This is a genomic window from Pseudoalteromonas spongiae UST010723-006, assembly GCF_000238255.3.
Lineage (GTDB): Bacteria > Pseudomonadota > Gammaproteobacteria > Enterobacterales > Alteromonadaceae > Pseudoalteromonas > Pseudoalteromonas spongiae.
Window position 1 is genome coordinate 1,305,725 of sequence record NZ_CP011039.1, and the last position, 24,218, is coordinate 1,329,942.

The following is a 24,218-nucleotide window of genomic DNA, read 5'->3' on the forward strand; positions in this document are numbered from 1 at the left end:
TTAGGGGAAATCTAATGTTGTATGAAGACAAGCGTAATTTTTTTCGCATGTTAGTAAATGCCGAAGCACAGCTAGTAATTTTAGACTCAGAAGCTGGCCGTAAAATTGATGGTGTATGCCGAGATTTAAGTGCTACGGGAATGGCAATTGAAATTGATGAACCATTAGAGGTAAGCACACAAGTAAAAGTGCGCATCGATGCCACCAATAACAGTGTGCCGGCACTTGATGCACTAGCAACTGTGGTGCGCTGCAGCGAAATAGAAGATCAAGAATATTTGCTGGGTTTAGAAGTACTGGAAATAAATTAAAAGAGGAGCATGATGCTCCTTTTTTAATGGCAAAATCTACCTGAAATAAAACGAACTTGAAAGGTCAATAGACCCTAGACCTTAGCGTTACTTTATTGAATATAAAGAATTTAGTGTTGACATAATGCGCTAAGGGCGGCAACGTAGTTTTGATTTTAGCAAAAAGGATATGTGTATGTGGTCATGGATAATGATAGTACTAGGCCTAGTCGCATCTGGGTATTTTACCGATGTGTATTCTGAATCAAACTTGCAAGCGATAGTGTGCCCGATTATTTTTGTGATACTGATTATTACCACTTTAATTAAAGCATCACTTCTTTCATCTGGTCTTAGTAACTCTAGAAGCGGAACCCATGGAACTAGCTTTAGTGGCGGTGGATTTCTCAGTGGTGATAGTGGTTCAAACGGTGGCGATTGTTCTGGCGGGGGCGGTGACTGTTAAATTTGAAACTTAAAAAGAACTGTCAGATGCAATAACCTGAATCTGACAGTTTAAGTCTTTATAATACCTTACAGATAAGGCCTTTAAGGTAGAATCCTTCAGGGTATTCCCCCGCAATTGGGTGATCTGGAGCTTGATTTAATCGTTCCATAATACGCAGCTCTCGGCCCGCATCTAATGCCGCATCGGCAACGACTTTTTGGAATAAATTCTGTTCCATTAAACCAGAGCATGAGAAGGTTAATAACGTGCCACCTGGTTTTAAAATTTGCATGGCAATCATATTGATATCTTTATAACCACGGCATGCACCGGTCAATTGTGCTTTGCTGTCTGCAAACTTAGGTGGATCCATTACAATCGTATCGAATTTTACGCCGTTTTCACGGTATTCACGCAGTAATTTGAAAACGTCTTGTTTGATAAAGTCTACTTTTGATAGATCAAGATTGTTATGCTCGACATTGCGTTTGGCAATGGCAAGTGCACTCTCCGATACATCGACATTAGTCACTTTTTCGCAGCCTGCTTTTAATGCGTACAGACTAAATGTACCTGTATAGCTAAAGCAGTTAAGTACGGTTTTATCTTTCGAGAAACGACTCAGCGCATTACGACTATCGCGTTGGTCTAAGTAAAAACCGGTTTTGTGGCCGCCTAAAATATCCACTTCCAACGCCAAGCCATTTTCCATTATTTTAACCGGCTCGGTTGGTGCACTGCCGTGTAATACGCCAGTAATTGGCTCCAAGCCTTCTTTTTTGCGTACATCAACGTCAGACCGTTCATATACGTTACAACCTGGGAATAATTTAATTAGTGCTTGTACTAATTCGCCTTTATGGCGTTCGGCACCGGCACTTAGTAACTGGCACACTAAGTATTTATCAAACTTGTCGATGGTGATGCCCGGTAGGCCGTCTGATTCTGCTGCACACAATCTAAAACCGGTTAGCCCACCTTCTTCAATAACATAATCGCGTAAACTAAGGGCCTGTTTTAATCGGGTATAGAAAAAGTCTGTATCAACAATGGTATTTTCATCAAACGACCAAACACGTGCGCGAATTTGTGATTGCGGACTGTAAGCAGCAATTGCTAAAAATTTACCATCTGCATCGTAAACGCTAACGGTGTCACCTAAGCCCGGGTTGCCCTTAACTTTTTTAATGGCTTTAGAAAAAATCCAAGGGTGTTTGCGCTTTAACGACTTTTCACGCCCTGGTTGAAGATAAATAACCCCAGACATAATGGCTCCGGTTGTTGCAGATAAAAAAGGTCGTTATTTTAGTTAACCTCGTAGGTGCTTACAAGTAGAATACGCTTTTGCAGTCGGACAATTGCTATGAAGATTCTTATTGCCACAGATATTTTTGGTGAAACCCCATCACATTTGGCGCTCTGTGAACGCTTAGCGTTACATCATTCAGTTACGTCTCTTTCCCCGTACGAGTATAACCCCCCTGCATTTGCGAATGAATCAGACGCCTATCAGAATTTTTTACAATCAGGTGGTATGGATAACTATCTGTTACGCTTAAAAAGTTTGGAAAATGCGGGTGAAATTGACATAGCCCTTGGTTTCAGTGCTGGCGGCGCGGCAGTTTGGGCGGGACAACACTTGTTGCCGTCACTTAAAAAAGCGATAGCTTTTTACCCGGGGCAGATCCGACACTTTCTAGAAGTGCAGCCTGCTGTGCCTTGGCATATTGTGTTTGCGCAATACGAAGCGCATTTTGACCAAAACCAAATAATTGATGCGTTGTTGCCAAAAACTGCGCTTTCTCTTTATCGCGCGCCATATCGCCATGGCTTTGTAAATCCAGATTCGCTGCAGTTTAATCACACGGCAAGAGAGCAGGCAATAGCCTGTCTTTTGCAAAGTATTGACGCCGTTGAAGGTGACAGTTTTGCGAATTACTATGAAAAATTTGGCAATACTAGAGTGACCGACTAAGTTTGTTTAAACGGTTGCTATTAAATTGGTGTGGATATGTCAGAGCGAACCTTAAAAGCTATTGTCGCTGGGCGCGTACAAGGGGTTTTTTATCGCGCGTCAGTCAAGCAAGTTGCAGAGCAATTAGGCATTAGTGGCTATGCAAAAAATCTTGCTAATGGTGAAGTAGAAGTTGAAGCCACTGGCCAAGACTTAAAACTCATTAAGTTCACTGAGTTTTTAGAGCAAGGGCCAAGTAAAGCTGAGGTGGAAAAGGTGTCGTGGGATTATATTCAAACAAAACAGTTTAATGGCTTTGAGGTACAATAGCGAAAAAATTAGTACCTTTGCAATTCACTGATTATACTTACATTTATAACTAACAAAAGAATGCTCTCACGTATGAAACTACGCTTACTTTATGTTGCCTGCGCGCTTGCTTGCGCCCCTTCGTTTGCTCAATCAACTAAAAGTGATATGGAGGTGATTGAGGTCTATGCTACAAAACGTGCACAACCGATTAAACAAGTAAGTGTAACCCTGTCGAGAATAGATGGTGAGCAGATTAATGCAGAGCAGTTAAAAGACATCACCGCCATCGGTCATTTAATTCCAAACGTTAAAATCTCCCAAAATGCCGCAGAGGGTACAACGCCCGCTGTAAATATCCGTGGCGTTGGCCTAATTGATTACAACACATCAAATACATCGCCTATTGCGATTTATCAGGATGATGTATCTGTTGGTGCTGCCAATAATCAATTAGTTAACTTATTTGACATCGAAAGCGTCGAGGTGCTGCGCGGACCGCAAGGTACCTTATTTGGACGCAATAGTACCGGTGGGGCAATATTAGTTCGTAATAAGTTACCTGAGCTAAATAATTTAGATGGCTACATAAAAGTAGGGCGAGGTAATCTAAACTTTGGTTTGCTTGAAGGTGTGGCGAATCTTCCGTTGAGTGATTCAATCGCGGCGCGCGTAGCGGTGAGCTCAAAAGAATATGATTATTCTACCAACAATTTACTTGCTGATTCAGAACAAGCGAATATGGTGCAAACCGATTATCGTATTGCTGTTTATGGGCAATGGGATAACTTTGATATGCTGTTCAAAATCAATGGCAATGACTGGGATGGCCGAGTAAATCCAGTTGGCTCTATTGGCATATTTAAAAATCCTGCCGATGGTTCTTTATGCAGTAAAGACGAACTTGGCTCAAATAGCTGCTTTGATGCGTTTGGCTTTAACGATGGCAGTGAGAATTTTTTCGATGTTATGGTGAATAATGAGCAAGAACACGATACGGAAAATATTGGTGCGTCGCTAAAACTTAATTATCAATTTAACGATGTAACTCAGCTCACTAGCATTACTGCATATAACTCCCTTAACCGCGATCACGGCTTCAATTGTGACGGCAGTCCAGCCCAGCTATGTGAAGGCCATTTGGGTACCAAAGATGATGCGTTTAGTCAGGAAATTCGCGTATCGTCAAAGTTTGATGTTGGGCATTTAATGGCGGGCTTGTTTTACTTACATGAAGATATTAAACAAAATAACTTCAATGACATTCTGCGTGACCTACGTGGCGTGCTTGATCCTAGTTTAACGACGACCTTCTTTTATGATAATACCATTAACGTTGAATCTGCAGCCTTGTTTGCCCAGTTTGATTGGCAAGTCAATTCGCAATTTACCGTGGTGCTTGGCACGCGCTATACCGATGAAACGGTTAAATATGAATCCGATAGCGATTTAAACCTTGTGCTCGACCCAAGTGATTTGCTTGGACAAACAATTGATTACTACAGCGTGTCTGGTGATGAAAGCGATGAGCAGCTATCAGGAAAGTTAGCGCTTAATTATCAAACATTAAATGGCACGCAATTTTATTATTCACTTTCCAATGGTTATAAAAGTGGCGGTTACTATGGCGGCTTTATTGCCACCGAAGAGCAGGCAAAGCTAGCTGCATATGGTCCTGAATATTTGATTGCGAATGAATTGGGCCTGCGTACAGAGCTGTTTGATAATGCGTGGAAAATGTCAGCTGCGGCGTTCCATTATGATTATCAAGATCAGCAAGTGTTTATGAATCAGGCGAGCGCTACACCTAATGCGCCACCGTTACAGCTTTTAGAAAATGTCGCTTCATCAACAATCTATGGTGTGGAAGTTGAAAATACGTGGTTTGTCGGCAGCGATTTAGATATCGTGCTTAATATCGGTTACTTGCCTCATGCAGAGTTTGACGAATATACCGATCCACTTGGTAATCAGCTTACCGATAACCGTTTACCATTTACATCTGAATGGAATATTTCAAGCAACGTAAATTACCGCATTAATTTTGATAAAAGCGAACTTACGTTTGGCATTGGTAACGATTACCAGTCGGAATACTACTTTGACCAGAACATGAATGAGTTTGCGATGCAGGATGATGTATTGTTATGGCATGCAAACGTATCGTATCGTATCGCAAATTGGCATGTTAATCTGTGGGGTAAAAACTTAACAGATGAAGAGTACAGCCACTTAAAGTTCGACCTGAGCTCATTTTTAGGCATGCTCGAAGATTTTAAAGCCGAAGGCCGTCAATATGGCGTAAATCTGCGTTATCAATTTTAATTCTTGTTCGGAAAGCAGTAGATGATCAGAACACGTGGGATATACTTTTTACTGATTTGTTGGTGTTTGCTGAGTCCAATTTTGGCCTCAGCAACTGTTCTGTCTGAAGAACAACTCGGTAGTAATGTATTAACCCACGCGGTACAAATTGATAACTCACAGCCTCTAAGCTTTCCGCTGAGCTTTCAGGAATCCCTAACTTGGCAACACAAAGCACAAGCCGTAAAACGACCTAATATATTTGGCGATGAAGTGTGGTATGCGCTTTCAATTGATAATCAACTCGCGACTGGTGATTATGTATTTGCGCCGTCAAATTTTATGGCAGATGACATTGAGGTACGGGTTTTTGCCAAAGATGACGTACAAACCACGTATTCGGGCGCTAATTACCCATTAAATGTGCCATTTCATTTCGCCAATCGTGTTCACTTAAAACAAGGTGAGCAATATATGGTGATTATGCGCATCACCAGTAACTATTTTTACACTGCGCCAAAAGTAACGGTTAGTCACACCTCCAAGTTTGAACAGCAAGCAACCGTAAATTCTACCATAATGCTGCTTTGTTTCGGCATTGGCTTAGCGCTTGGGTTATATAATTTACTGATTTACTTTGTGTCGCGAGAAAAAATGCATTTGTACTATGCATTGTTTACCGCGTCGTGGGTATTCGCGTGGAGTCATTTCTTTTTAATTCCACAGCAGTTATTTAATGTTAATACGGCGTCTGTTCATTGGTTGGGCTTTATTTTGCTGCCGCTTACCAATGCACTGTTTTTTATTCCGTTTTTACGACTGGATGAACGCTTTCCCCAATTGGCAAAAGTCGCTTTATGGATCGGTTATGGCGCGCTCGCCGGCATTCCCATAAGTTTGTTTATGCCAGGGTTCGGCTTTATCTGGGCCACGCTCGTTACTGGAACCATGATGGTGATTGGCATGGCGTCTGGGTTACTTAGTTGGCAACATGGTTTTAAACCAGCCCGTTATTTTATTTTGGCTTACATTGCAATGCTGCTGCCGAATATGGTGGGCAATTTAAATAACTTAGGGTTATTGGGCGATGTTAACGCAAACTTTTACTTGTACGGTTTAATTGGCACCACGTTAGATGCCTTGTTATTGGCGTTTGCGGTGGCTGATAAATTGCGTTTAATTAATCAGCAAAATATCGATTTAAGTCAAAACCTAGAACTAAAAGTACGTGAACGTACCATCGCTCTGGAAGTATTGACTGATGAGCTTAAAGACGCAAATCAGGCAAAATCACGCTTCTTAGCCAATATGAGTCATGAAATTCGTACGCCTATGACCTCTATTTTAGGCTATGTGGATACCTTAAACAGTGATAACACGTTAACGCCAAACGAGCAGCGTCATGCGCTTAAAGTCATCCAAAAGAACAGCCGACACTTACTAAGCTTAATTAATGACATCCTAGATGTATCTAAGATTGAAGCAAACAAACTCACCATTGAGCAAGTACCAACAAATATCTTCCAGCTACTTTCCGAGGTAGGTTCTATTTTGGGGCGCCAAGTGCGCGATAAAGGCCTTGAATTTAATATTGATTACCATTTTCCGCTGCCTAATACCATCATGTCAGATCCCGTTAGGTTGCGCCAAATTTTACTTAACTTAGCCAGTAACTCAGTTAAATTTACCAAAAAAGGCAGTGTCAGTATTAAGGTTGAAATGGAAGAAGACGACCTGAAAATTACCATTGTTGATACGGGCATTGGCATGGATGAGCAGGCCGTTAAAAAGTTATTTACGCCATTTCATCAGGGCGATATATCGACCACACGGCAATATGGTGGCACTGGTTTAGGTTTACATATTTCCAAAAACTTAATTGAGCGCTTGGGTGGTTTAATTAATGTTTCGAGCAAACCAGGCAAAGGATCAAAATTTAGTTTTACACTGCCATGTTATACAACCACAGAAACCAAATGGCTTGATTCATACCAAGTCACTCAAGAAGCGAATACCAAGAAAAAACAATCTGGCGAGGTTAAAAAGCTCGAAGGCAGTATTTTGCTGGCAGAAGATCACCCTGATAATCGCCTATTTATATCCCGAATGCTTGAGAATTTAGGATTTCAGGTTACGTGTGTTGAAAATGGCGCACTGGCAGTTGATGCCACCTTTACTGATGAGTTTGATATTATTTTGTTAGATATTCAAATGCCAGTGATGGATGGTATTGAAGCCCATGAATTAATGCGCTCAACCGGTGTATCGTGCCCGATTTTGGCCCTTACTGCTAATGCTATGACAGATGAAATTAAACACTATTTATCAGTAGGATTTGATGATCATATTGCCAAACCCATTGATCAAACCGAGTTTTATGAAAAGCTTAGCAAGTATACCGGTATACCAATTGAAGTCGCGGCCATTCCAGAGCAAGACTTAAAAATTATGCGTTTGCAATTTATTAATAACTTAATGGAACAAAAAGCCCTCGCTGAGCACCTATTTTGTTTAGGTGATAATAAAGAGTTGGCAAAACTGTGCCATGCAATTTATGGCGCGGCAGGTATGTTTGGCTTTGATGAGTTGGGTCAAATGGCTAAAGGTTTAGAAGGCGCCTTGAAATCACAATCACAAAAAGATATTAGCTCATCGTATCAATCATTTATGCGCTCGATTAAACAGGTGAGTTAAATTTTCCCGATTTATGCTTAACCCGTTTAGCTTTAATTTAGGTATGTAATGACCGTTTTAGGTGTTTTGCCTATTAAATTATTGAGATACAAAAAAACCGCCAGTTGGCGGTTTTTTTTAGTGTGTATTTTCTACCAATTTACTTGAATAGCTGTTCATGCTAGCGGGTATATATTTTGCTAACAGCGTCTGAATTTACCCTGCGCCATTTCTGAACACACTCTCAACAGAATTGCTATTACATTACACGCATACCCGGCTCTGAACCGTCATCTGGGTTTAAGATGTAAATCTCTTTACCGCCAGGACCTGCAGCAAGCACCATACCTTCAGACATACCAAAGCGCATCTTACGTGGTTTAAGGTTTGCAACCATAACTGTAAGCTTACCCTCAATATCTTCTGGTTGATACGCTGACTTAATGCCTGCAAATACTTGGCGTGTTTCGCCGCCTAAATCAAGTGTAAGCTTTAATAGTTTGTCTGCGCCTTCAACGTGCTCTGCTTTTGCAATTTTGGCAACGCGTAGGTCAACCTTTGCAAAGTCGTTAAACTCAATTTCGTCAGCAATTGGCTCTTTTGCCAGTGGGCTATTTGGGTCAACTGCCGGTTTTGTTGGTGCAAGGCTTTCTTTTGATTCTTCAAGCATAGCGTTGACTTTATCCATTTCTACACGTTGCATAAGCGCTTTAAACTTACTAATTTCATGACCAGTTAGTGCTGTATTAATGCTCTGCCATGTCAGTTCGGTGTTCAAGAACGTTTCTACTTGCTCGGCCATTGCTGGAAGCACAGGCTTTAAGTAAGTCATTAATAACTTGAATAAGTTTATACCCATTGAACACACAAGGTGCGCTTCGTTTTGGGTCTCTTCGTTCTTAATTAACACCCACGGTGCTTTAGCATCAATATATTGGTTTGCTTTATCCGCTAACGCCATAATCTCACGAATGGCACGGCTGTACTCACGATTTTCAAACGAAGCTGCAATGCTTTCTTGTGCGTTTACAAACTCAGCAAGTAATTCAGGCTCTGCAATATCAGTGCTTAACTTGCCATCAAATTTCTTGGTGATAAAGCCAGCGCAACGGCTCGCAATATTCACTACTTTGCCGACCAAGTCAGAGTTAACGCGCTGAGCAAAATCTTCTAGGTTTAAGTCTAAATCAGTAATACCTGAGTTTAGCTTCGCCGCGAAGTAGTAACGTAAGTATTCAGGGTTGTTAATGTGATCTAGGTATGTGCGCGCTTTAATAAAGGTGCCTTTTGATTTAGACATTTTAGCGCCATTTACCGTTACAAAGCCGTGAGCAAATACATTGTTTGGCTTTCTAAAACCTGCACCTTCTAACATTGCTGGCCAAAACAGGCTGTGGAAATAGACAATGTCTTTACCAATAAAGTGATATAGCTCTGCATCTGAATCGGTTGACCAAAATGCGTCGAAATCTAGGCCAGATTTATCACATAAGTTTTTAAAGCTTGCCATGTAACCAATTGGTGCATCTAACCATACGTAGAAGTATTTACCGGGTGCACCAGGAATTTCGAAACCAAAATACGGTGCATCACGGCTGATATCCCACTGCTGTAGGCCATCTTCAAACCACTCGTTTAGTTTGTTTGCCATTTCGCCTTGAATTGCGCCTGAGGTTAACCACGATTTCAACATGTCTTCAAATGCTGGTAAATCGAAGAAGTAATGCTCAGAATCCTTTAATACTGGTGTTGAACCAGACATCACAGACTTTGGTGCTTCCAATTCAGTTGGGCTGTAAGTTGCGCCACATGCATCACAGCTATCGCCATTTTGGTCTTCTGCTTTACAGCGAGGGCACGTGCCTGTTACAAAACGATCGGGTAAGAAAATGCCTTTTTCTTCGTCAAATAGCTGAGAAATAGTACGTTTTTTAATATAGCCGCCATCATTTAGACGGTTATAAATTAACTCAGAAAACTGTTTATTTTCCTCTGAGTGAGTGCTGTGGTAATTATCAAATTTAATATGAAAGTCAGCAAAGTCGCGCTGGCGCTCAACACTTACATTCGCCACCATTTCTTCTGGTGTAATACCTTGTTTTTGCGCGTTTAGCATGATCGGCGTACCGTGCGCATCATCGGCACATACATAATACGTTTCGTGACCACGTAATTTCTGGAAGCGCGACCAGATATCCGTTTGAATATACTCAAGTAAATGGCCTAGGTGAGTCGGGCCATTTGCATAAGGCAATGCACTTGTAATTAAGATTTTTCTTTGCGACATATCGTTTACCGTAAACTAGTGTGGTGACAACACCATTAAAATACCCAACGGGTAACACCTAACTTGTGAAAGCGAATATTAAACAGTACAACAAGCTAAGTTTAAAACTGGAGTTAAGGTCAGGAATATTACATAATTCCAGCGCGTATTTCATTAGCCAAATGAAGATTTACATGTTTAATATTAAAAATCTTTTCCGAGGGTCCAAAGCAGCCGAAAAAGCGCTGAAAAAACCACAAAATTCCGACTTATTTGAGCAAATAAACAGTTTGCTCGGCGATTATCGCTCGGACGTCTTTCCTGTGGGGTTACAACAAGCGTGTAGTTTAGTCTCGGTGGATGATGTTGACGGTGTTAACGTTGCTCTAACGCTTCATTTTGCTGCCACGACAGAGCAGCCTGCAATCGCCGCGTTTCTTTCAGAACAACTGCAAAAACCGGTGCACGTGAGTGTGCAGGTGCAATTGCTCGAGCCTTTTCGCCATAGCACGATTAAACATATTATCTTAGTTGCCAGTGGCAAAGGTGGTGTCGGTAAATCAACCAGTGCCGTTAATTTGGCTCATGCGTTGAAGCAAAATGGTGCAGCCGTCGGGGTGCTAGATGCCGATATTTATGGCCCATCTATTCCATTATTACTGGGGCTTGAAGACCAAAAACCGCAAGCGAAAGACGATAAGACTTTGCTACCTATGAGTAAAAATGGGCTTGCAGCACAATCAATAGGCTTTTTGCTAGGCAAAGAGGATGCGACGGTGTGGCGGGGTCCTATGGCATCCACAGCGCTGATGCAGTTACTAAACGAAACCGCGTGGCCTGAACTTGATTATTTAATTGTGGATATGCCACCGGGTACGGGAGATATTCAGCTCACCATGTCGCAAAAAATTCCCGCAAGTGGCGCTGTGATTGTTACGACACCACAAGATTTAGCGCTTGCTGATGCCAATAAAGGCATCGACATGTTTAATAAAGTTAAAGTGCCGATTTTAGGTTTGCTTGAAAATATGAGTTACTTTCACTGTCAACATTGTAATGGTATCAACCACGTATTTGGTGAAGACGGTGGTAAAGCACTTGCCCAGCGTATTGATGTACTATTACTTGGCCAAGTGCCGCTGGCCCATGCCATTCGCGAAAGTGGCGAAGCAGGTGAGTTTATTTCACATAATGCTGACAAGGCGCTCGTTGCCATTTATAATCGAGCGGCAAAACTTATTGCTAGTCATTTGTTTTATCAAGGAAGTGGCAGCAATCCCGTCGAAATTATTATAACGGACGATTAACTATGCGATTATGCGATACCCATATAAAAGAGTATCTAAACGCGGGTAAAATTAGCATTGATCCTGCACCAAAAGATGACATGATTTCCGGTGTGACGGTCGATTTACGATTAGGCAACAAATTTCGTGTATTTCAGGATCATAAAGCACCCTATGTTGATTTAAGTGGTCCAAAAGAGTTGGTGTCTGCGGCAATGGAATCGATTATGAGCGATGAAATTGTGCTAGAAGAGGGAGAAGCATTCTTTCTACACCCGGGTGAACTTGCCCTCGCTATTACATATGAAAGTGTCACTTTGCCAGACGATATCGTAGGTTGGTTAGATGGCCGTTCGTCGCTTGCGCGTTTAGGCTTAATGGTTCACGTAACCGCTCACCGAATTGATCCAGGTTGGTCGGGTAATATCGTTCTTGAGTTTTATAACTCAGGCAAATTGCCATTAGCCCTTCGCCCGTATATGAAAATCGGGGCGCTGAGTTTTGAAACCATGTCTGGTCCGGCAGAGAACCCTTATAACCGCCGTAAAGACGCAAAATATAAAGGTCAATCTGGCGCTGTGGCTAGTCGTATTAGTGACGACAGCCAGTCTTAATCGTTTTGTTTGTAGCGTGCTCGCACTTCTGCGGGCATGTGCTTAAATTGATTCTCCATCATTGCCTCTAATGCCGCGTAGGCGGGTTCCATCGGTAGTTTTTCCGTTAAGTTTAGCGCGTAAGCAATCGCCTCTAAGCTCGATAAGCTATCCATACGGTTGGCTTTACGAATATGATACCGATTTTCAGGTAGCTGGCTAAAACTCACCTGTTTAAACTGACTCAAAATATCCAGACTAAAAAACAGTTTATTCGCTTTTTTCCAGGTACCATCAAGCACGATAAAATGGGTAAGGTGTGACGCGGTATTGTTGTCTTCTAGTGGCACAGCATTTTCTGTTGGGTACAAAAGGGCACTGGAATTTTGTGGCAGTTCGTTGAGTGCGTCAAAGTCTTCAGGTTTTTCACCTACTAAAACCGTTATATTTGAATAAATCAACTCGGCCAATCGCACTGTATTCTTTGCGTTTTTCTCTTCGCCTTTGTGTTGCAATACAATGATGTTGATGCAATTAGAAAGGGTTTTAACGTGTGCACATATGCAATCAGTTTTAACAAAGTGACATGTATTACAAGTGGGGCGGGCCATAGGTGTGTAGTTTCGTCGCTAAAATGAGTAGTTTAATAGTCCGTGTTACTTCATTCAAGCACGCCGATTGATGCGTTAAATAAAAACTAAATATTGTGCTAAATATAGGAACTAACAGTTAATTTTTAAATCGGAATAGAAAAGTGGCGCATCTTGGTTTAATGTTAAAGTAAGTTAAATACTTTAATAGCTTACTATGAGTGAAATAGACGTAAACATTAATTCAGATGCACTGTTTGCTATGCAAGATCTGCTGCAAGATCAATTCTTACCTACCTTAGAATTCTGCCTGACAGAATTTGACCGCCTTTATCAAGATCTTGAAAACGATTTTGATAGTAATTTAACCGAGGCAACGCGACATGCCCATAGTTTAAAATCAAATGCGGCGCAATTTGGTGCAGACTCGCTTGCGCAAATCGCGAGACAACTCGAACACGCGCTTAACGAGTCAAATATGGCCCTAGCCAGCGAATTAAAAACGACTTTGCCCGCGCATATTTCTGCTACTAAAGACGCAATAAATAGACTGGTTTAATTATTTTATTCCATTAGTGTGTTTATCCTTTCGCTTTTAATGCAAATGCGATAGCCTGTGGCTTGAGCACGCGTTAGCTTTCAATTGATATATGCTTTTATCGGACTTATGTAACGACATAAGTCCGTTGCGCGTTTGGTTGTTATAAAAATAGAGCGTTTAAGGTAAACGCAAAAATTTGTATTTGGGGACGTTTGGCAGTGTTTAAAAAAAGCGATAAGTTACAAGGGGTTTGTTACGACATTCGTGGGCCAGTTTTAAAAATGGCACGCGAAATGGAAGATCAAGGGGAACAGGTATTAAAGTTAAATATTGGTAACCCCGCCGCCTTTGGCTTTGACATGCCAGAAGATATGTTAAAAGACATTATTCGAAATATGAGCGCTGCACAGGGTTATTGTGACTCAAAAGGCTTATATTCGGCCCGCGTTTCTATTTATCAATACTACCAAAATAAACAGTTTTCTAACTTATCAATCGATAATATTTTCATTGGTAATGGCGTTAGTGAGCTTATTCAAATGGCGACTCAAGCTTTGCTTAACAGCCAAGATGAAGTGCTGATCCCGGCGCCTGATTATCCACTTTGGACCGCATCGGTTAAGTTGGCTGGTGGTAACCCAGTGCACTATTTGTGTGATGAAGAGCAAGATTGGTTTCCAGATATCAATGATATTAAAAGTAAAATTACGTCAAATACCAAAGCAATAGTGCTGATTAACCCAAATAACCCAACGGGCGCTGTTTACGACAAAGCATTGCTTAATGATCTGTTAGGTTTAGCAAGAGAGCACAATTTACTGGTATTTAGTGATGAGATTTACGAAAAAATCATCTACGACAACACGCCATACACCTCGATTGCAAGCCTGTGTGACGATGTACCAATTATTACCTTTAATGGGTTAGCAAAAACCTATCGCGCAGCGGGCCTTCGCATGGGTTGGATGGTACTAAGCGGTAAAGTGTCATTGTTAGATGAGTATATGCAAGGGCTCGAAATGCTTGCATCAATGCGTTTGTGTGCAAACGTACCTGCACAATATGCTATTCAACAAGCATTAGGTGGTGTGCAATCAATCGACGATCTGATTTTGCCAGGCGGCAGATTGTATCAGCAGCGTAATATGACATATGAAGGCTTGAACGCCATCGATGGTGTTTCGTGTGTAAAACCAAAGGGCGCCCTGTATGCGTTTGCTAAGTTTGATCGTAAGCGTTTTAATGTCGATGATGACGAAAAGCTGATTTTAGACTTACTTAAGCAAGAGCGCACTTTATTAGTGCATGGACGTGCGTTTAATTGGCCGGATCCAGATCACTTCAGGCTTGTGTTTTTGCCACACCCAGACCAATTAACTCCTGCGATAGAGGGAATACAGCGCTTCTTTGCTAATTACCAGCAGCGCTAATATTGCTGACATACTGAGGATAAATTGTATCGAGTTGGTCAACTAAACTTGGCCAACCTGCCACATTTGAGTTTATCAGTAGCTTTTCAAGCAATTCTTTAGAGTGAATATTGCTGTAGTATTGCGCGCGGCTGATATGACTAATATGCCACGGCTCCTTTGCAACGCCCCCATTAAATTGCCTATAAGGTAAGAAAAATCCATACGTTTCAGCGTGTTGTTCAAGCCACTTTGCAAGTTCAAAAAACGGTCCACCCGACGCATACTCTTGTTGGCTAAGCGCCAATTGATAATCATCATCTACCTTATTTGCGTCAAACACGTCTAGATCGGTGCCAAAGTGATGTCGACTTGCCCCAGGAATCGCACTAAACACCATGATTGCTTGGCATTTGTCTTGTTCGTTTAAGTGAGTTAAATCGACCGGCTGGTCGTTGATATCAAACACAGGCCTGATTTGGTTAAACTTATTGTTCCAAATAAGGCTCTGCCTTTCAAAATCACGAAAGCTAGATGCAAGAGAAAGAGTAATATTGCACTTGCTTGCTGCAACTTGCATTTGCTTAAGGTCGCGTACAATCGATTGCTCAACTAAGCGACCGTGATAATCGCATAAATGCGCTTGTGTAAGACCAAGCGCAGCCTGTTCATCTAGGTTAAACATTTAACTAAAATGGCCTCATACACATCAGCAAGGATCTCAAGATCGCGTGCGTTTACACATTCATTAACTTTATGAATGGTTGCATTGATAGGACCCAGTTCAACCACTTGTGCGCCTGTTTGTGCAATAAAACGCCCGTCAGACGTACCACCTGTGGTTTCAACCGATGTATCAATATGCTGTACATCTTTAATGGCTGCTACGGTTGCTTCAAGTAGTGGACCTTCATCGGTTAAAAAAGGCAGTCCGTTGTAAACCCAGCGAATATCATATTCAAGTCCGTGATGGTCTAAAATAGCGACAGTACGCGCAGTGAGCTCATCAGCGGTTACTTCAGTGCTGTAGCGAAAGTTAAATTGCACTTCAACGCTACCAGGGATGACATTACCTGCACCAGTACCACCGTTTATATTTGAGATTTGAAAACTGGTGGCTGGGAAGTACTCGTTGCCATTATCCCATTGCGTATTTGCCAGTTCGTCCAATGCGGGGGCAGCTAAATGAATTGGATTTTTTGCAAGATGCGGGTAGGCGACATGGCCTTGCACACCTTTCACAGTAACAAACCCGGTCAATGAACCGCGACGACCATTTTTAACCACATCGCCTAAGGTATGGCTAGATGAAGGTTCGCCTACTAAGCACATATCAATTTTTTCGTTACGGGTTTCTAATACGTCAATCACCTTAGTTGTGCCGTTAATAAACGGGCCTTCTTCGTCTGAGGTAATTAAAAAGGCGATACTTCCTTTATGATTTGGGTGTTTTTCAACAAAACGCTCAGTGGCAATCAGCATAGCGGCAAGCGAGCCTTTCATATCAGCGGCGCCGCGACCGTGAATATAGCCGTCGAGTAAATTACCCGAAAACGGTGGTTGATGCCATGCATCTGTTGGCCCAGTTGGTACTACATCGGTGTGACCTGCAAAACAGAATAATGGTGCTTCAGTGCCTTTGCGCGCCCACATGTTTAATGTGTCGGTAAAAAATAAAGACTCAATATTAAACCCGAGCGGTGTTAGCAGTTCGGCCATTAAATCTTGGCAGCCAGCATCATCTGGTGTCACTGAGGGCTTTTGAATAAGCGCTTGCGTAAGGCTTACTACATTGTAATCACTCATGAGAAAATACTTTGGTATTGATCTGCTTTAAAGCCTAAATGGAATTCGCCATTTTTTTCTAAAATAGGACGCTTAATCATGGCTGGTTGCTCTACTAATAGTGCTACCGCAGACTCGGCGTTAAGATTCTCTTTAGTTGCATCATCGAGCTGGCGGTAGGTCGTGCCACGCTTATTCAATACTTGTTGCCAATCTAGCTGTTGGCAAAAGTTATTTACCATCTCTGAGTTTACACCGTCTTTGCGGTAGTCATGAAAAGTGTATTCAATGTTGTTTTGTTCAAGCCACTTTTTTGCTTTTTTAATTGTGTCGCAGTTTGGAATGCCAAAAAGTTTAATCATGGTTAATTCGTTTTGTTAGTTTAAATAAAATATCGTTTGCGGCGGTTACGCGGCTCGCTTGATAATAACATTTATCAAGCACCTTGCTTAAGCGTTCAGGTTCAAGCAGTAAAATGCTCGCGAAAACACTGTGATGTTGTTTACGAAAATCAAAGCTAGCAACAAGTTGCCCAGCAGAAACCAAATCGCCAACCTTTAGGTGTTGTTTGAAGCCTGTCATTGGTAGAGATTGTTCATCTAGATTGACGAGCACGAGCAATTTAAGGCCTTGCTTTGATTTAAAGACAAACTCTAAACCACCTTGATTGACTGAGAGCAGAGTGCCTGAGAATGGCGCGAAAAGCTGATAATTGCTGATTTCTAATTCAACCCCTAATCCCAACAATTGATTGCGTACTAATGGGTTTGCGGCGTCGCTTTGCTTTATCACCCGACCGGAAAATGGCGCGTGAATAGCGAGGGCTGCATGTTTAACGCTGTAAAAATCTTGTTTTAACACGCGCATTAGCTATCAACCACTTTATAGCCTGCTTTTGATAAGTGAGTTGCGGCGTCATTAATTAATGATTTCTTCACCAAAATATAATCGGTATCAAATGTTGAGATTGCGAAAATGGAAATCTTTGCACTTGCGAGTACGCCCGAAATATTAGAAAGAATACCGGTCATAGAAAACCCAAGAGGGCCTAAAACCTCAAGCGCTGCCCAATCTTCTTCTTGCTCGTTTGAATCAAGTTTTACATGAGATGGGCATACAACCGAGAGCTCATCATAGGTGCGCGCAATAAAAAACACCTTGCTTTGATAAACGGCAGGTGGAATAGGTGTGTCTACGTCAAAACTGTGAATCGTAAAGGTTTCTTGCATTACGGCTAACGTTTGTTGAGACATATTACTCCCAAAAATCCTTGTGGTTTATAGCCTTACAATATCAAAAAAAATATCATCTGTAAGGCTATTTTCAACCTGATCAGCGGCTTTCTTGCGTTGCCTGTATCGCAGTTAATGCAATGGTGTAAACAATGTCGTCTACTAAGGCGCCACGAGATAGATCGTTTACCGGCTTGCGCATACCTTGCAGCATTGGACCGATAGAAATCAGGTCAGCGCTTCGTTGTACTGCTTTGTATGTTGTATTTCCTGTGTTGAGGTCTGGGAATACAAACACTGTTGCTTTACCGGCAACTTTACTGTCTGGTGCTTTTTTCTTCGCTACGCTTTCCATAATTGCAGCGTCGTATTGCAGTGGACCATCAATTAATAGATCAGGGCGCTTTGCCTGAGCAAGTTCGGTAGCTAAACGTACTTTTTCAACGTCATCACCAGTACCTGATGTACCTGTGCTGTAGCTGATCATCGCAACGCGTGGTTCAATGCCAAATGCGGCTGCGCTATCAGCCGATTGAATGGCGATATCGGCCAATTGCTCTGCTGTTGGATCAGGGTTAATTGCACAGTCGCCGTAAACCAATACTTGATCTGGTAAAAGCATGAAGAACACAGATGATACCAGTGAGCTATTTGGCGCTGTTTTAATCAATTGTAGCGGCGGACGAATTGTATTGGCTGTGGTGTGCACCGCGCCCGAAACAAGGCCATCCACTTTATTCTCTGCGAGCATCATGGTGCCTAACACGACGTTATCTTGCAGTTGCTCTTCGGCAATAACTTCCGTTAAGCCTTTGTGTTTACGTAGCTCAACCATAGGCGCAATGTAGTTTTGTCGTACAATGCTCGGATCTTGAATTTCAACGTTATCGTTTAGCTGCACACCTTGTTGCTCAGCAATACGTTCAATTTCTTCACGGTCACCAAGTAAAACGGTACGGGCAATGTTACGCTCGCCGCAAATTGCCGCAGCTTTAATTGTGCGCGGTTCGTTGCCTTCAGGTAAGACAATGGTTTTTTGCGCTGAGCGTGCAGTAGATGACAGCAAATGACGAAACGCTGGCGGAGACATTTTACGATTTAGCGCAACGCCCTGCGTCAGTGATTCTAACCAGTCTTTATCAATATGACGGGCATTATGGTCTTTTACTTTTTCGATACGTTGTTCATCGTCTACTGGTACTTCAAGATTAAAGCTTTGTAGTAGAATCGAGGTGCGCCAAGTGTCGTTTTCTGTACAAATAATTGGCAGACCAGTATCAAACGCTTGTTCGCACAATTTTAAAATGCGTTCTTCAGGTTTAAAACCACCTGTTAACAGTACCGCACCAATTTTTGTACCATTCATTGCTGATAAACAGGCTGCAACTAATACATCCGAGCGATCGCCCGGGGTTACTAATAATGCACCCGGTGAAAAGTGGTTAAGAATATTTGATACGGTACGTGCACAGAATGTAACGCTTCTTAAACGACGATGCTCGATATCACCGTAATTTAAAATTTCGGCGTTGAGGTGCTTGGCTAAGTCCATTACGCGCGGCGCAACTAAATCTTGGTACCAAGGCACCGAACCTAATAACTTAAACGGCTTTTTACGAAATAGTGGCAGCGATGCAATGCGATTAAGCTCAATTTGCAAGCTTTCATCATTACTTGGCTCGATAAAGTCGGTGCGAATATTACCTTCTTCATCCAGTGGTGCATTTACTTTATTGAAAATACAGCCGAGTACGCGAGGGTGTTCAACACCACCGTATAAACTTGCTGCTAGCTCAATACGGTCTTCAATTTCGTCTACGTCATCGTTACTTGGCGTTAAAACAAATACAATGTGTGCACCAAGGGTTTGTGCAATTTCACGGTTTACGCGGCCAACATAAGGTTGCTTACGTGTCGGTACCATACCTTCAATAATCGCAACATCATCTTTGCCAACGTGTTTTTCAAAACGTCCGACAATTTCTTCGAGTAAAACTTCAGTTTTACCGTCGCCAATCATTTGCTCCGCGGTATGTAAATCGATTGATTTCGCAGGGTTAATGGTTGAGCCAATTTTAACGATTTCGGTAGATAACTCAGGCCCTGTTTTTTTACCGCGAGGCTGCGAAATAGGTTTAAAAAAGTTAACTTTTACCGATTTTTTTTCAAGGGCACGTACCAAGCCAACAGAAACCGAGGTAAGACCAACGCCCGTTGATACGGGAATAAGCATAATACGATGTGACATTAGCGTGCCTCCACAAGCTTATGTGCATCCATCGCGATAACCCATTCTTCGTTGGTTGGCACAACAAGCACTTTTGCACCTAATGGGTTTGACGCGATTACGCCACTATTACCAAAGCGTGCTGCAAGGTTGGCATCGTTATCAAGTTCAAACGCAAAATAAGCCAGTAATTGAATGACTTTTTCACGAATAAGCGATGAGTTTTCGCCAATGCCACCGGTAAAAGCAATGGCATCAAGCTGACCTAATGGTACAACGTATGACGCGATGTACTTAGCAAGGCGGTAACAAAACACATCAAGAGCAAGCTTAGCTTGTACATGATTTTGCTCGGCTGCTTCTTCAATTTCTCGACAATCGCTCGAAAGTTCGCTTAAGCCAAGTAAGCCACTTTGTTTATTAAGTAATGCGTCGATTTGGCTGTTTGAATAGTCAAGTGTGGTTGATAGGTAGTTGTAAAGACCTGCGTCTAAATCGCCTGAACGCGTACCCATTACAAGGCCTTCAAGCGGTGTTAAACCCATACTGGTATCAACGCTTTTGCCATTTTTAACCGCTGTAACAGAGCAGCCATTGCCTAAGTGCGCAGTAATAATCGCACTTTGTTCTATTGGCTTATTAATTAATTTAGCGGCTTTGTTAGCAACAAAGAAGTGGCTCGTGCCGTGGAAACCGTAACGGCGCACCCCGTGCTCTTTGTATAGCGAAAGCGGTAGCGCATATAAGTATGCTTGCTTTTCCATTGTTTGGTGGAATGCCGTATCAAATACTGCAACTTGCGGTAAGTTTGCAAATGCCGCTTGTGCAGCGCGAATACCCATTAAATTAGCTGGATTGTGAAGTGGTGCGAGAGCAACATTACTTTCGATGCTATTTAATACAGCATTATCAATGATTACTGAGCCGGTAAATGCTTCGCCGCCATGAACGACGCGATGACCTACCGCAATTAAGCTGCTACTTAAGTTTTGCTGTTTAATTAGATTAACGATTTCTGCAATGGCAGTGTCGTGCTGTGCCCCTTTTGGTAATTCGATTTTATGCTTTTCACCGTTAAGTTTGTAACTTAGCGATGCATTATCAAGTGATAAACACTCGGCTAAACCCGTTAGGCTTGCTGCGCCAGTTGTGGCATCGATAATGGCAAATTTTAAACTTGAACTTCCACAATTTAATACGAGCACATTGTGCGACATAGTTAATGGTTTCCTTAAATAGATTTTTCGGCAGTCATTTCAGACTATGGTATACTTGACTTTATTAGTTGCAATTTTACCCTAAAATTTACTTTTTCGTTAGGTAATTCTAGAAACTCAATGCAATTTCGAGGTGGTAATGCAAAAATCGATGTTAGCGCAAATTTCTGATGGGCATCATTACAGCAAAACATGGCCGTTGGAGCCTAAATTAGGCGCTGTATTTTTGGAGTTTCGTGTCATAAAGGCAACTAAGCTTGCCATTAAAGTTGTGCCTTTGCTTGCGGTGTTAAGTGTGTTTGTGCAGGTAAACTTTTTAAGTCTTGAATATTTACCGCAAGCGTTAACCTTTTCTTTATTTTTGTTGTCAATGCCAGTGCAAGGTTTGTATTGGTTAGGTAAGCGTGCCAATACGTTGCTACCGCCCCAAGAAGCGGTGTGGTTTCGCGAGGTTTACGGCAAAATGACTGAGCACGGGGTCGAGCCGCCAGTATCAATTACCAAACCGCGTTACGGCGATTTGGCATATCTGCTTAAAGAGGTGTACGAAAAAATGGATAATGCGTTTAAACGCGATCTTTTTTGAATATCCTGTGAAAACAAAAAGTGTCAGGGCTTTAGCTGACACTTTTTGCTTTCGAGAAATGCCTTGTAAGATTAAGCATTGCCTTTGTTAAACACACTTACATAAAACGACAAAGTCACTGTAAAAGGTGTTTTCTCGCTGAGAGAGTGCCAATGCTCCGGGCGGAATTTCCACGCAAATGGTGTCATTTTAATTAATTCGGTTAACGCATCGAGCTCTAAACTAACTACTTCGGTATGTAACGTATGGCTTTGCAGGCTAAAGCCTGTTGGCGCTTCAACTGGTTGATGTGGTCTTACTTCGTTATAAATAATCGATTTTAACTCAGTTAAGTGGTTATCACCTGGGCTTGCAACAATTAGCGCACCGTTGTCGTTTACAAGACGATTTAATTCATCGCTAAACAGTGGTGAAAATACACTGGTTACAATATCAAACGCTGCATCGTTAAATGGTGCATTCGACGATGAAGCAACACTAAAATGGCAATTTTTAAAGCGCTTAGCAGCATATTTAACCGCAGGTTTTGAAATGTCGAGCCCGTAAGTCGTTGCGACATTCTCACATTCATCAAATTTGTGGGTATAAAAACCTTCGCCACAACCAACATCTAGCAACGTGCTGTTGTTCTCCAGTGCTTCAATCTGTTGGCAAATCGCATCGCGTAAAAAATTATAGTGACCACGGGCTAAAAACGCGCGTCGTGCCATAACCATTTCTTTGTTATCGCCCGGATCTTTACTTTTTTTGTTTTGCACGGGCAGCAGGTTGATATAACCTTCTTTGGCTTTATCAAAACTGTGGTTATTGGCGCAAATTAAACGATGTGTGTCATCGGCAAGTGGCGTCTGGCACATAGGGCAAAAATAAAGTTGAGACATTTAAATCTGGTTACACGATAAATAATCGCATGATTATAACCTTAAACCACCAGCAGATACGAGATTAGTGCACCATAAACTCGGCTCTTTCAAAATATGTGGTTTAGCGCGCTAAATACTCGTTGTCGTAAAAGGTTCTTACCCAATGAGGGCGATAAATAATTAACACCGTCATTGCCATGCCGTTGATGGTGGCTTCTGGAAACCAGATGAGGCTTGCTAAAAACGTGTAATTATCAAGTAATGTTTGCCAATCATAGTGGCCAGAAAAATAATGATAGCCTGTCATTAAGCCAATATGAAACACGGCGGTAAGGCCAGCGCCTAAAAAGCTATTAACAAAGATATAAACAAATAAATGGCGGGTAATGTATTGGTAGCACAATAAAAACAGTGCGTAGCTAAACAAAATAGGCAAAAGCGAGGTAAACAGGGCATAGCTGCCAATTTGTTCAAACGGCACTAAACCAAGACCTAACTGTAAACTATGGCTAAGCGCTGCAGTGAGAATTGCAAGGCGAGGACCAAGCGTTAACGTTACACCGGTCAGCGCTAAAACGTGAATATCAAGACCGAGATAAAGCCCAGCCTTGAGTGACCAAAAGCCAACTAACATTAGGCTGATGGCGAGCACGCTTCGCTGCACAACTTGATTTGATAATAGAATATGACGCGTGGGCGCATTCAGTGATTTAATCACTGCAATTGCAAATAACAACAAACAGGTTAATTCAGCTAAATCAAATTGCACAGGGTTACCTACCAATTGACTCGGTTAAATATCAAATGTTGCCCAAATTGGCGCGTGATCTGATGGCTTTTCAATGCCGCGCAGCTCGTAATCAATATCTGATTCGATGCACTTTGCTGCAAGCGCTTTGGTTGCTAGTACAACATCAATACGCAGACCGCGGTTATCATCAAACCCTTTAGAACGGTAGTCAAACCACGAGTACTTTTCTGTGGCGTCTGGCGTTAATGCTCTGAAGGTATCAACAAATCCCCAATCGAGCAGGCGAGCAAGCCATTCGCGTTCTTCTGGTTGGAATGAACATTTACCAGTTTTTAGCCAGCGTTTACGATTAGGCTCACCAATACCGATATCTAAATCGAGAGGTGAAATATTAATATCACCCATTACGATAATTTGCTCTTCAGGATCATGACTTGCTAAATAAGTCATTAAATCGAGATAGAACTGACGTTTGTATGGGAATTTAGTTTCGTGGGCAATGTTGTCACCCTGCGGGAAGTAGCCGTTTAAAATTTTAACCGGATTACCGTTTTTATCTGCTACTGTCGCAATAATCATGCGTTTTTGCGATTCTTCAGTATCGGTCGGAAAGCCTTTTTCAATTGCGATTGGCGCTTGTTTAGTAAGAACCGCCACGCCGTAATGCGCTTTTTGACCATGAAATGCAACGTGATATCCCATCGCTTCAACATCTTCGATAGGGAAAGCTTCATCATGTACTTTAATTTCTTGAAGGCCAATTACGTCAGGCTGATGCTTGTCGATAACCGCTTGTAGTTGATGCAAACGAGCACGTAAGCCGTTTATATTAAAACTGATAACTTTCATTGTTCACCTTGTTATCCACATCTGAGATTAGTGTGCACTAGTCTA

The 24,218-nt window shown here is 42.0% G+C and carries 24 protein-coding genes; 11 read left to right on the plus strand and 13 right to left on the minus strand.

Annotated features, from left to right (window positions below):
- The first annotated feature begins 14 nt into the window (after window positions 1–14).
- Entirely contained in the window at window positions 15–311 is a 297-nt protein-coding gene (locus PSPO_RS06170) for a PilZ domain-containing protein (RefSeq protein ID WP_010560309.1), read from the plus strand.
- A gap of 175 nt (window positions 312–486) precedes the next feature.
- On the plus strand, window positions 487–756 hold the full coding sequence (locus PSPO_RS21565) for a hypothetical protein (RefSeq protein ID WP_010560308.1): 270 nt from the start codon (window positions 487–489) through the stop codon (window positions 754–756).
- 58 nt (window positions 757–814) lie between these two features.
- Here PSPO_RS21565 and PSPO_RS06175 read toward each other — a convergent pair whose 3' ends face one another.
- Window positions 815–2,005 carry a class I SAM-dependent methyltransferase gene (locus PSPO_RS06175; RefSeq protein WP_010560307.1) on the minus strand — a complete coding sequence of 397 codons (1,191 nt, stop codon included), beginning with the start codon at window positions 2,003–2,005 and terminating at the stop codon, window positions 815–817.
- 96 nt (window positions 2,006–2,101) lie between these two features.
- Here PSPO_RS06175 and PSPO_RS06180 point away from each other — a divergent pair, with 96 nt between their 5' ends.
- The 4 genes from PSPO_RS06180 to PSPO_RS06195 all read left to right on the plus strand — a co-directional run bounded on the left by PSPO_RS06180 (window position 2,102) and on the right by PSPO_RS06195 (window position 7,999).
- Window positions 2,102–2,713 carry a dienelactone hydrolase family protein gene (locus tag PSPO_RS06180; RefSeq protein ID WP_010560306.1) on the plus strand — a complete coding sequence of 204 codons (612 nt, stop codon included), beginning with the start codon at window positions 2,102–2,104 and terminating at the stop codon, window positions 2,711–2,713.
- 36 nt (window positions 2,714–2,749) lie between these two features.
- Window positions 2,750–3,022 (plus strand): acylphosphatase, encoded by a 273-nt coding sequence (locus PSPO_RS06185; RefSeq protein WP_010560305.1) that lies wholly within the window; start codon window positions 2,750–2,752, stop codon window positions 3,020–3,022.
- A gap of 72 nt (window positions 3,023–3,094) precedes the next feature.
- Window positions 3,095–5,326 carry a TonB-dependent receptor gene (locus PSPO_RS06190; RefSeq protein ID WP_010560304.1) on the plus strand — a complete coding sequence of 744 codons (2,232 nt, stop codon included), beginning with the start codon at window positions 3,095–3,097 and terminating at the stop codon, window positions 5,324–5,326.
- 21 nt (window positions 5,327–5,347) lie between these two features.
- A complete protein-coding gene (locus PSPO_RS06195; protein ID WP_010560303.1) occupies window positions 5,348–7,999 on the plus strand; it encodes an ATP-binding protein in 2,652 nt (883 codons plus the stop codon).
- 238 nt (window positions 8,000–8,237) lie between these two features.
- On the opposite strand, the gene metG is transcribed toward PSPO_RS06195, so the two are convergent.
- Entirely contained in the window at window positions 8,238–10,265 is a 2,028-nt protein-coding gene (gene metG, locus PSPO_RS06200; RefSeq protein ID WP_010560302.1) for a methionine--tRNA ligase, read from the minus strand.
- Between the two features lie 173 nt (window positions 10,266–10,438).
- Here metG and apbC point away from each other — a divergent pair, with 173 nt between their 5' ends.
- Window positions 10,439–11,551, plus strand: coding sequence for an iron-sulfur cluster carrier protein ApbC (apbC, locus tag PSPO_RS06205; protein WP_010560301.1), 1,113 nt, complete (start codon window positions 10,439–10,441; stop codon window positions 11,549–11,551).
- A gap of 2 nt (window positions 11,552–11,553) precedes the next feature.
- On the plus strand, window positions 11,554–12,144 hold the full coding sequence (gene dcd / locus PSPO_RS06210; protein ID WP_010560300.1) for a dCTP deaminase: 591 nt from the start codon (window positions 11,554–11,556) through the stop codon (window positions 12,142–12,144).
- Here dcd and PSPO_RS06215 read toward each other — a convergent pair.
- Window positions 12,141–12,734 carry a tRNA-uridine aminocarboxypropyltransferase gene (locus PSPO_RS06215; RefSeq protein ID WP_021033064.1) on the minus strand — a complete coding sequence of 198 codons (594 nt, stop codon included), beginning with the start codon at window positions 12,732–12,734 and terminating at the stop codon, window positions 12,141–12,143. The genes dcd and PSPO_RS06215 overlap by 4 nt on opposite strands.
- Before the next feature lie 196 nt (window positions 12,735–12,930).
- On the opposite strand from PSPO_RS06215, the gene PSPO_RS06220 reads away from it, so the two are divergent.
- Window positions 12,931–13,272: an Hpt domain-containing protein gene (locus PSPO_RS06220; protein WP_010560298.1), complete on the plus strand. Its 342-nt coding sequence runs from the start codon at window positions 12,931–12,933 to the stop codon at window positions 13,270–13,272.
- 194 nt (window positions 13,273–13,466) lie between these two features.
- Complete coding sequence (locus tag PSPO_RS06225; RefSeq protein WP_010560297.1) at window positions 13,467–14,684, plus strand: pyridoxal phosphate-dependent aminotransferase; 1,218 nt, start codon at window positions 13,467–13,469, stop codon at window positions 14,682–14,684.
- Here PSPO_RS06225 and PSPO_RS06230 read toward each other — a convergent pair.
- From PSPO_RS06230 to PSPO_RS06260, 7 genes are all read right to left on the minus strand, one after another.
- Window positions 14,665–15,348: a M15 family metallopeptidase gene (locus tag PSPO_RS06230; protein ID WP_010560296.1), complete on the minus strand. Its 684-nt coding sequence runs from the start codon at window positions 15,346–15,348 to the stop codon at window positions 14,665–14,667. The two genes, PSPO_RS06225 and PSPO_RS06230, sit on opposite strands and share 20 nt — an antisense overlap.
- Entirely contained in the window at window positions 15,336–16,469 is a 1,134-nt protein-coding gene (gene dapE, locus PSPO_RS06235; RefSeq protein ID WP_010560295.1) for a succinyl-diaminopimelate desuccinylase, read from the minus strand. The genes PSPO_RS06230 and dapE overlap by 13 nt, the downstream gene beginning before the upstream one ends.
- Complete coding sequence (locus PSPO_RS06240; RefSeq protein WP_010560294.1) at window positions 16,466–16,810, minus strand: ArsC family reductase; 345 nt, start codon at window positions 16,808–16,810, stop codon at window positions 16,466–16,468. Before PSPO_RS06240 ends, dapE begins: the two co-directional genes overlap by 4 nt.
- On the minus strand, window positions 16,803–17,315 hold the full coding sequence (locus PSPO_RS06245; RefSeq protein WP_010560293.1) for a PTS glucose transporter subunit IIA: 513 nt from the start codon (window positions 17,313–17,315) through the stop codon (window positions 16,803–16,805). The genes PSPO_RS06240 and PSPO_RS06245 overlap by 8 nt, the downstream gene beginning before the upstream one ends.
- Entirely contained in the window at window positions 17,315–17,701 is a 387-nt protein-coding gene (locus tag PSPO_RS06250; protein WP_010560292.1) for an ACT domain-containing protein, read from the minus strand. Before PSPO_RS06250 ends, PSPO_RS06245 begins: the two co-directional genes overlap by 1 nt.
- A 79-nt stretch (window positions 17,702–17,780) precedes the next feature.
- Window positions 17,781–19,928, minus strand: a complete 2,148-nt coding sequence (gene pta, locus PSPO_RS06255) for a phosphate acetyltransferase (protein ID WP_010560291.1) — start codon at window positions 19,926–19,928, stop codon at window positions 17,781–17,783.
- Window positions 19,928–21,124 (minus strand): acetate kinase, encoded by a 1,197-nt coding sequence (locus tag PSPO_RS06260; RefSeq protein WP_010560290.1) that lies wholly within the window; start codon window positions 21,122–21,124, stop codon window positions 19,928–19,930. Before PSPO_RS06260 ends, pta begins: the two co-directional genes overlap by 1 nt.
- Before the next feature lie 139 nt (window positions 21,125–21,263).
- Here PSPO_RS06260 and yfbV point away from each other — a divergent pair, with 139 nt between their 5' ends.
- Entirely contained in the window at window positions 21,264–21,710 is a 447-nt protein-coding gene (yfbV, locus tag PSPO_RS06265; protein WP_010560289.1) for a terminus macrodomain insulation protein YfbV, read from the plus strand.
- A gap of 71 nt (window positions 21,711–21,781) precedes the next feature.
- Here yfbV and rlmA read toward each other — a convergent pair whose 3' ends face one another.
- The 3 genes from rlmA to xthA form a co-directional block, all read right to left on the minus strand.
- Window positions 21,782–22,591 (minus strand): 23S rRNA (guanine(745)-N(1))-methyltransferase, encoded by an 810-nt coding sequence (gene rlmA / locus PSPO_RS06270; protein ID WP_010560288.1) that lies wholly within the window; start codon window positions 22,589–22,591, stop codon window positions 21,782–21,784.
- A 103-nt stretch (window positions 22,592–22,694) separates the two neighbouring features.
- Window positions 22,695–23,342, minus strand: a complete 648-nt coding sequence (locus PSPO_RS06275; RefSeq protein WP_010560287.1) for a hypothetical protein — start codon at window positions 23,340–23,342, stop codon at window positions 22,695–22,697.
- Between the two features lie 24 nt (window positions 23,343–23,366).
- On the minus strand, window positions 23,367–24,173 hold the full coding sequence (gene xthA / locus PSPO_RS06280) for an exodeoxyribonuclease III (RefSeq protein WP_010560286.1): 807 nt from the start codon (window positions 24,171–24,173) through the stop codon (window positions 23,367–23,369).
- Window positions 24,174–24,218: the final 45 nt, after the last annotated feature.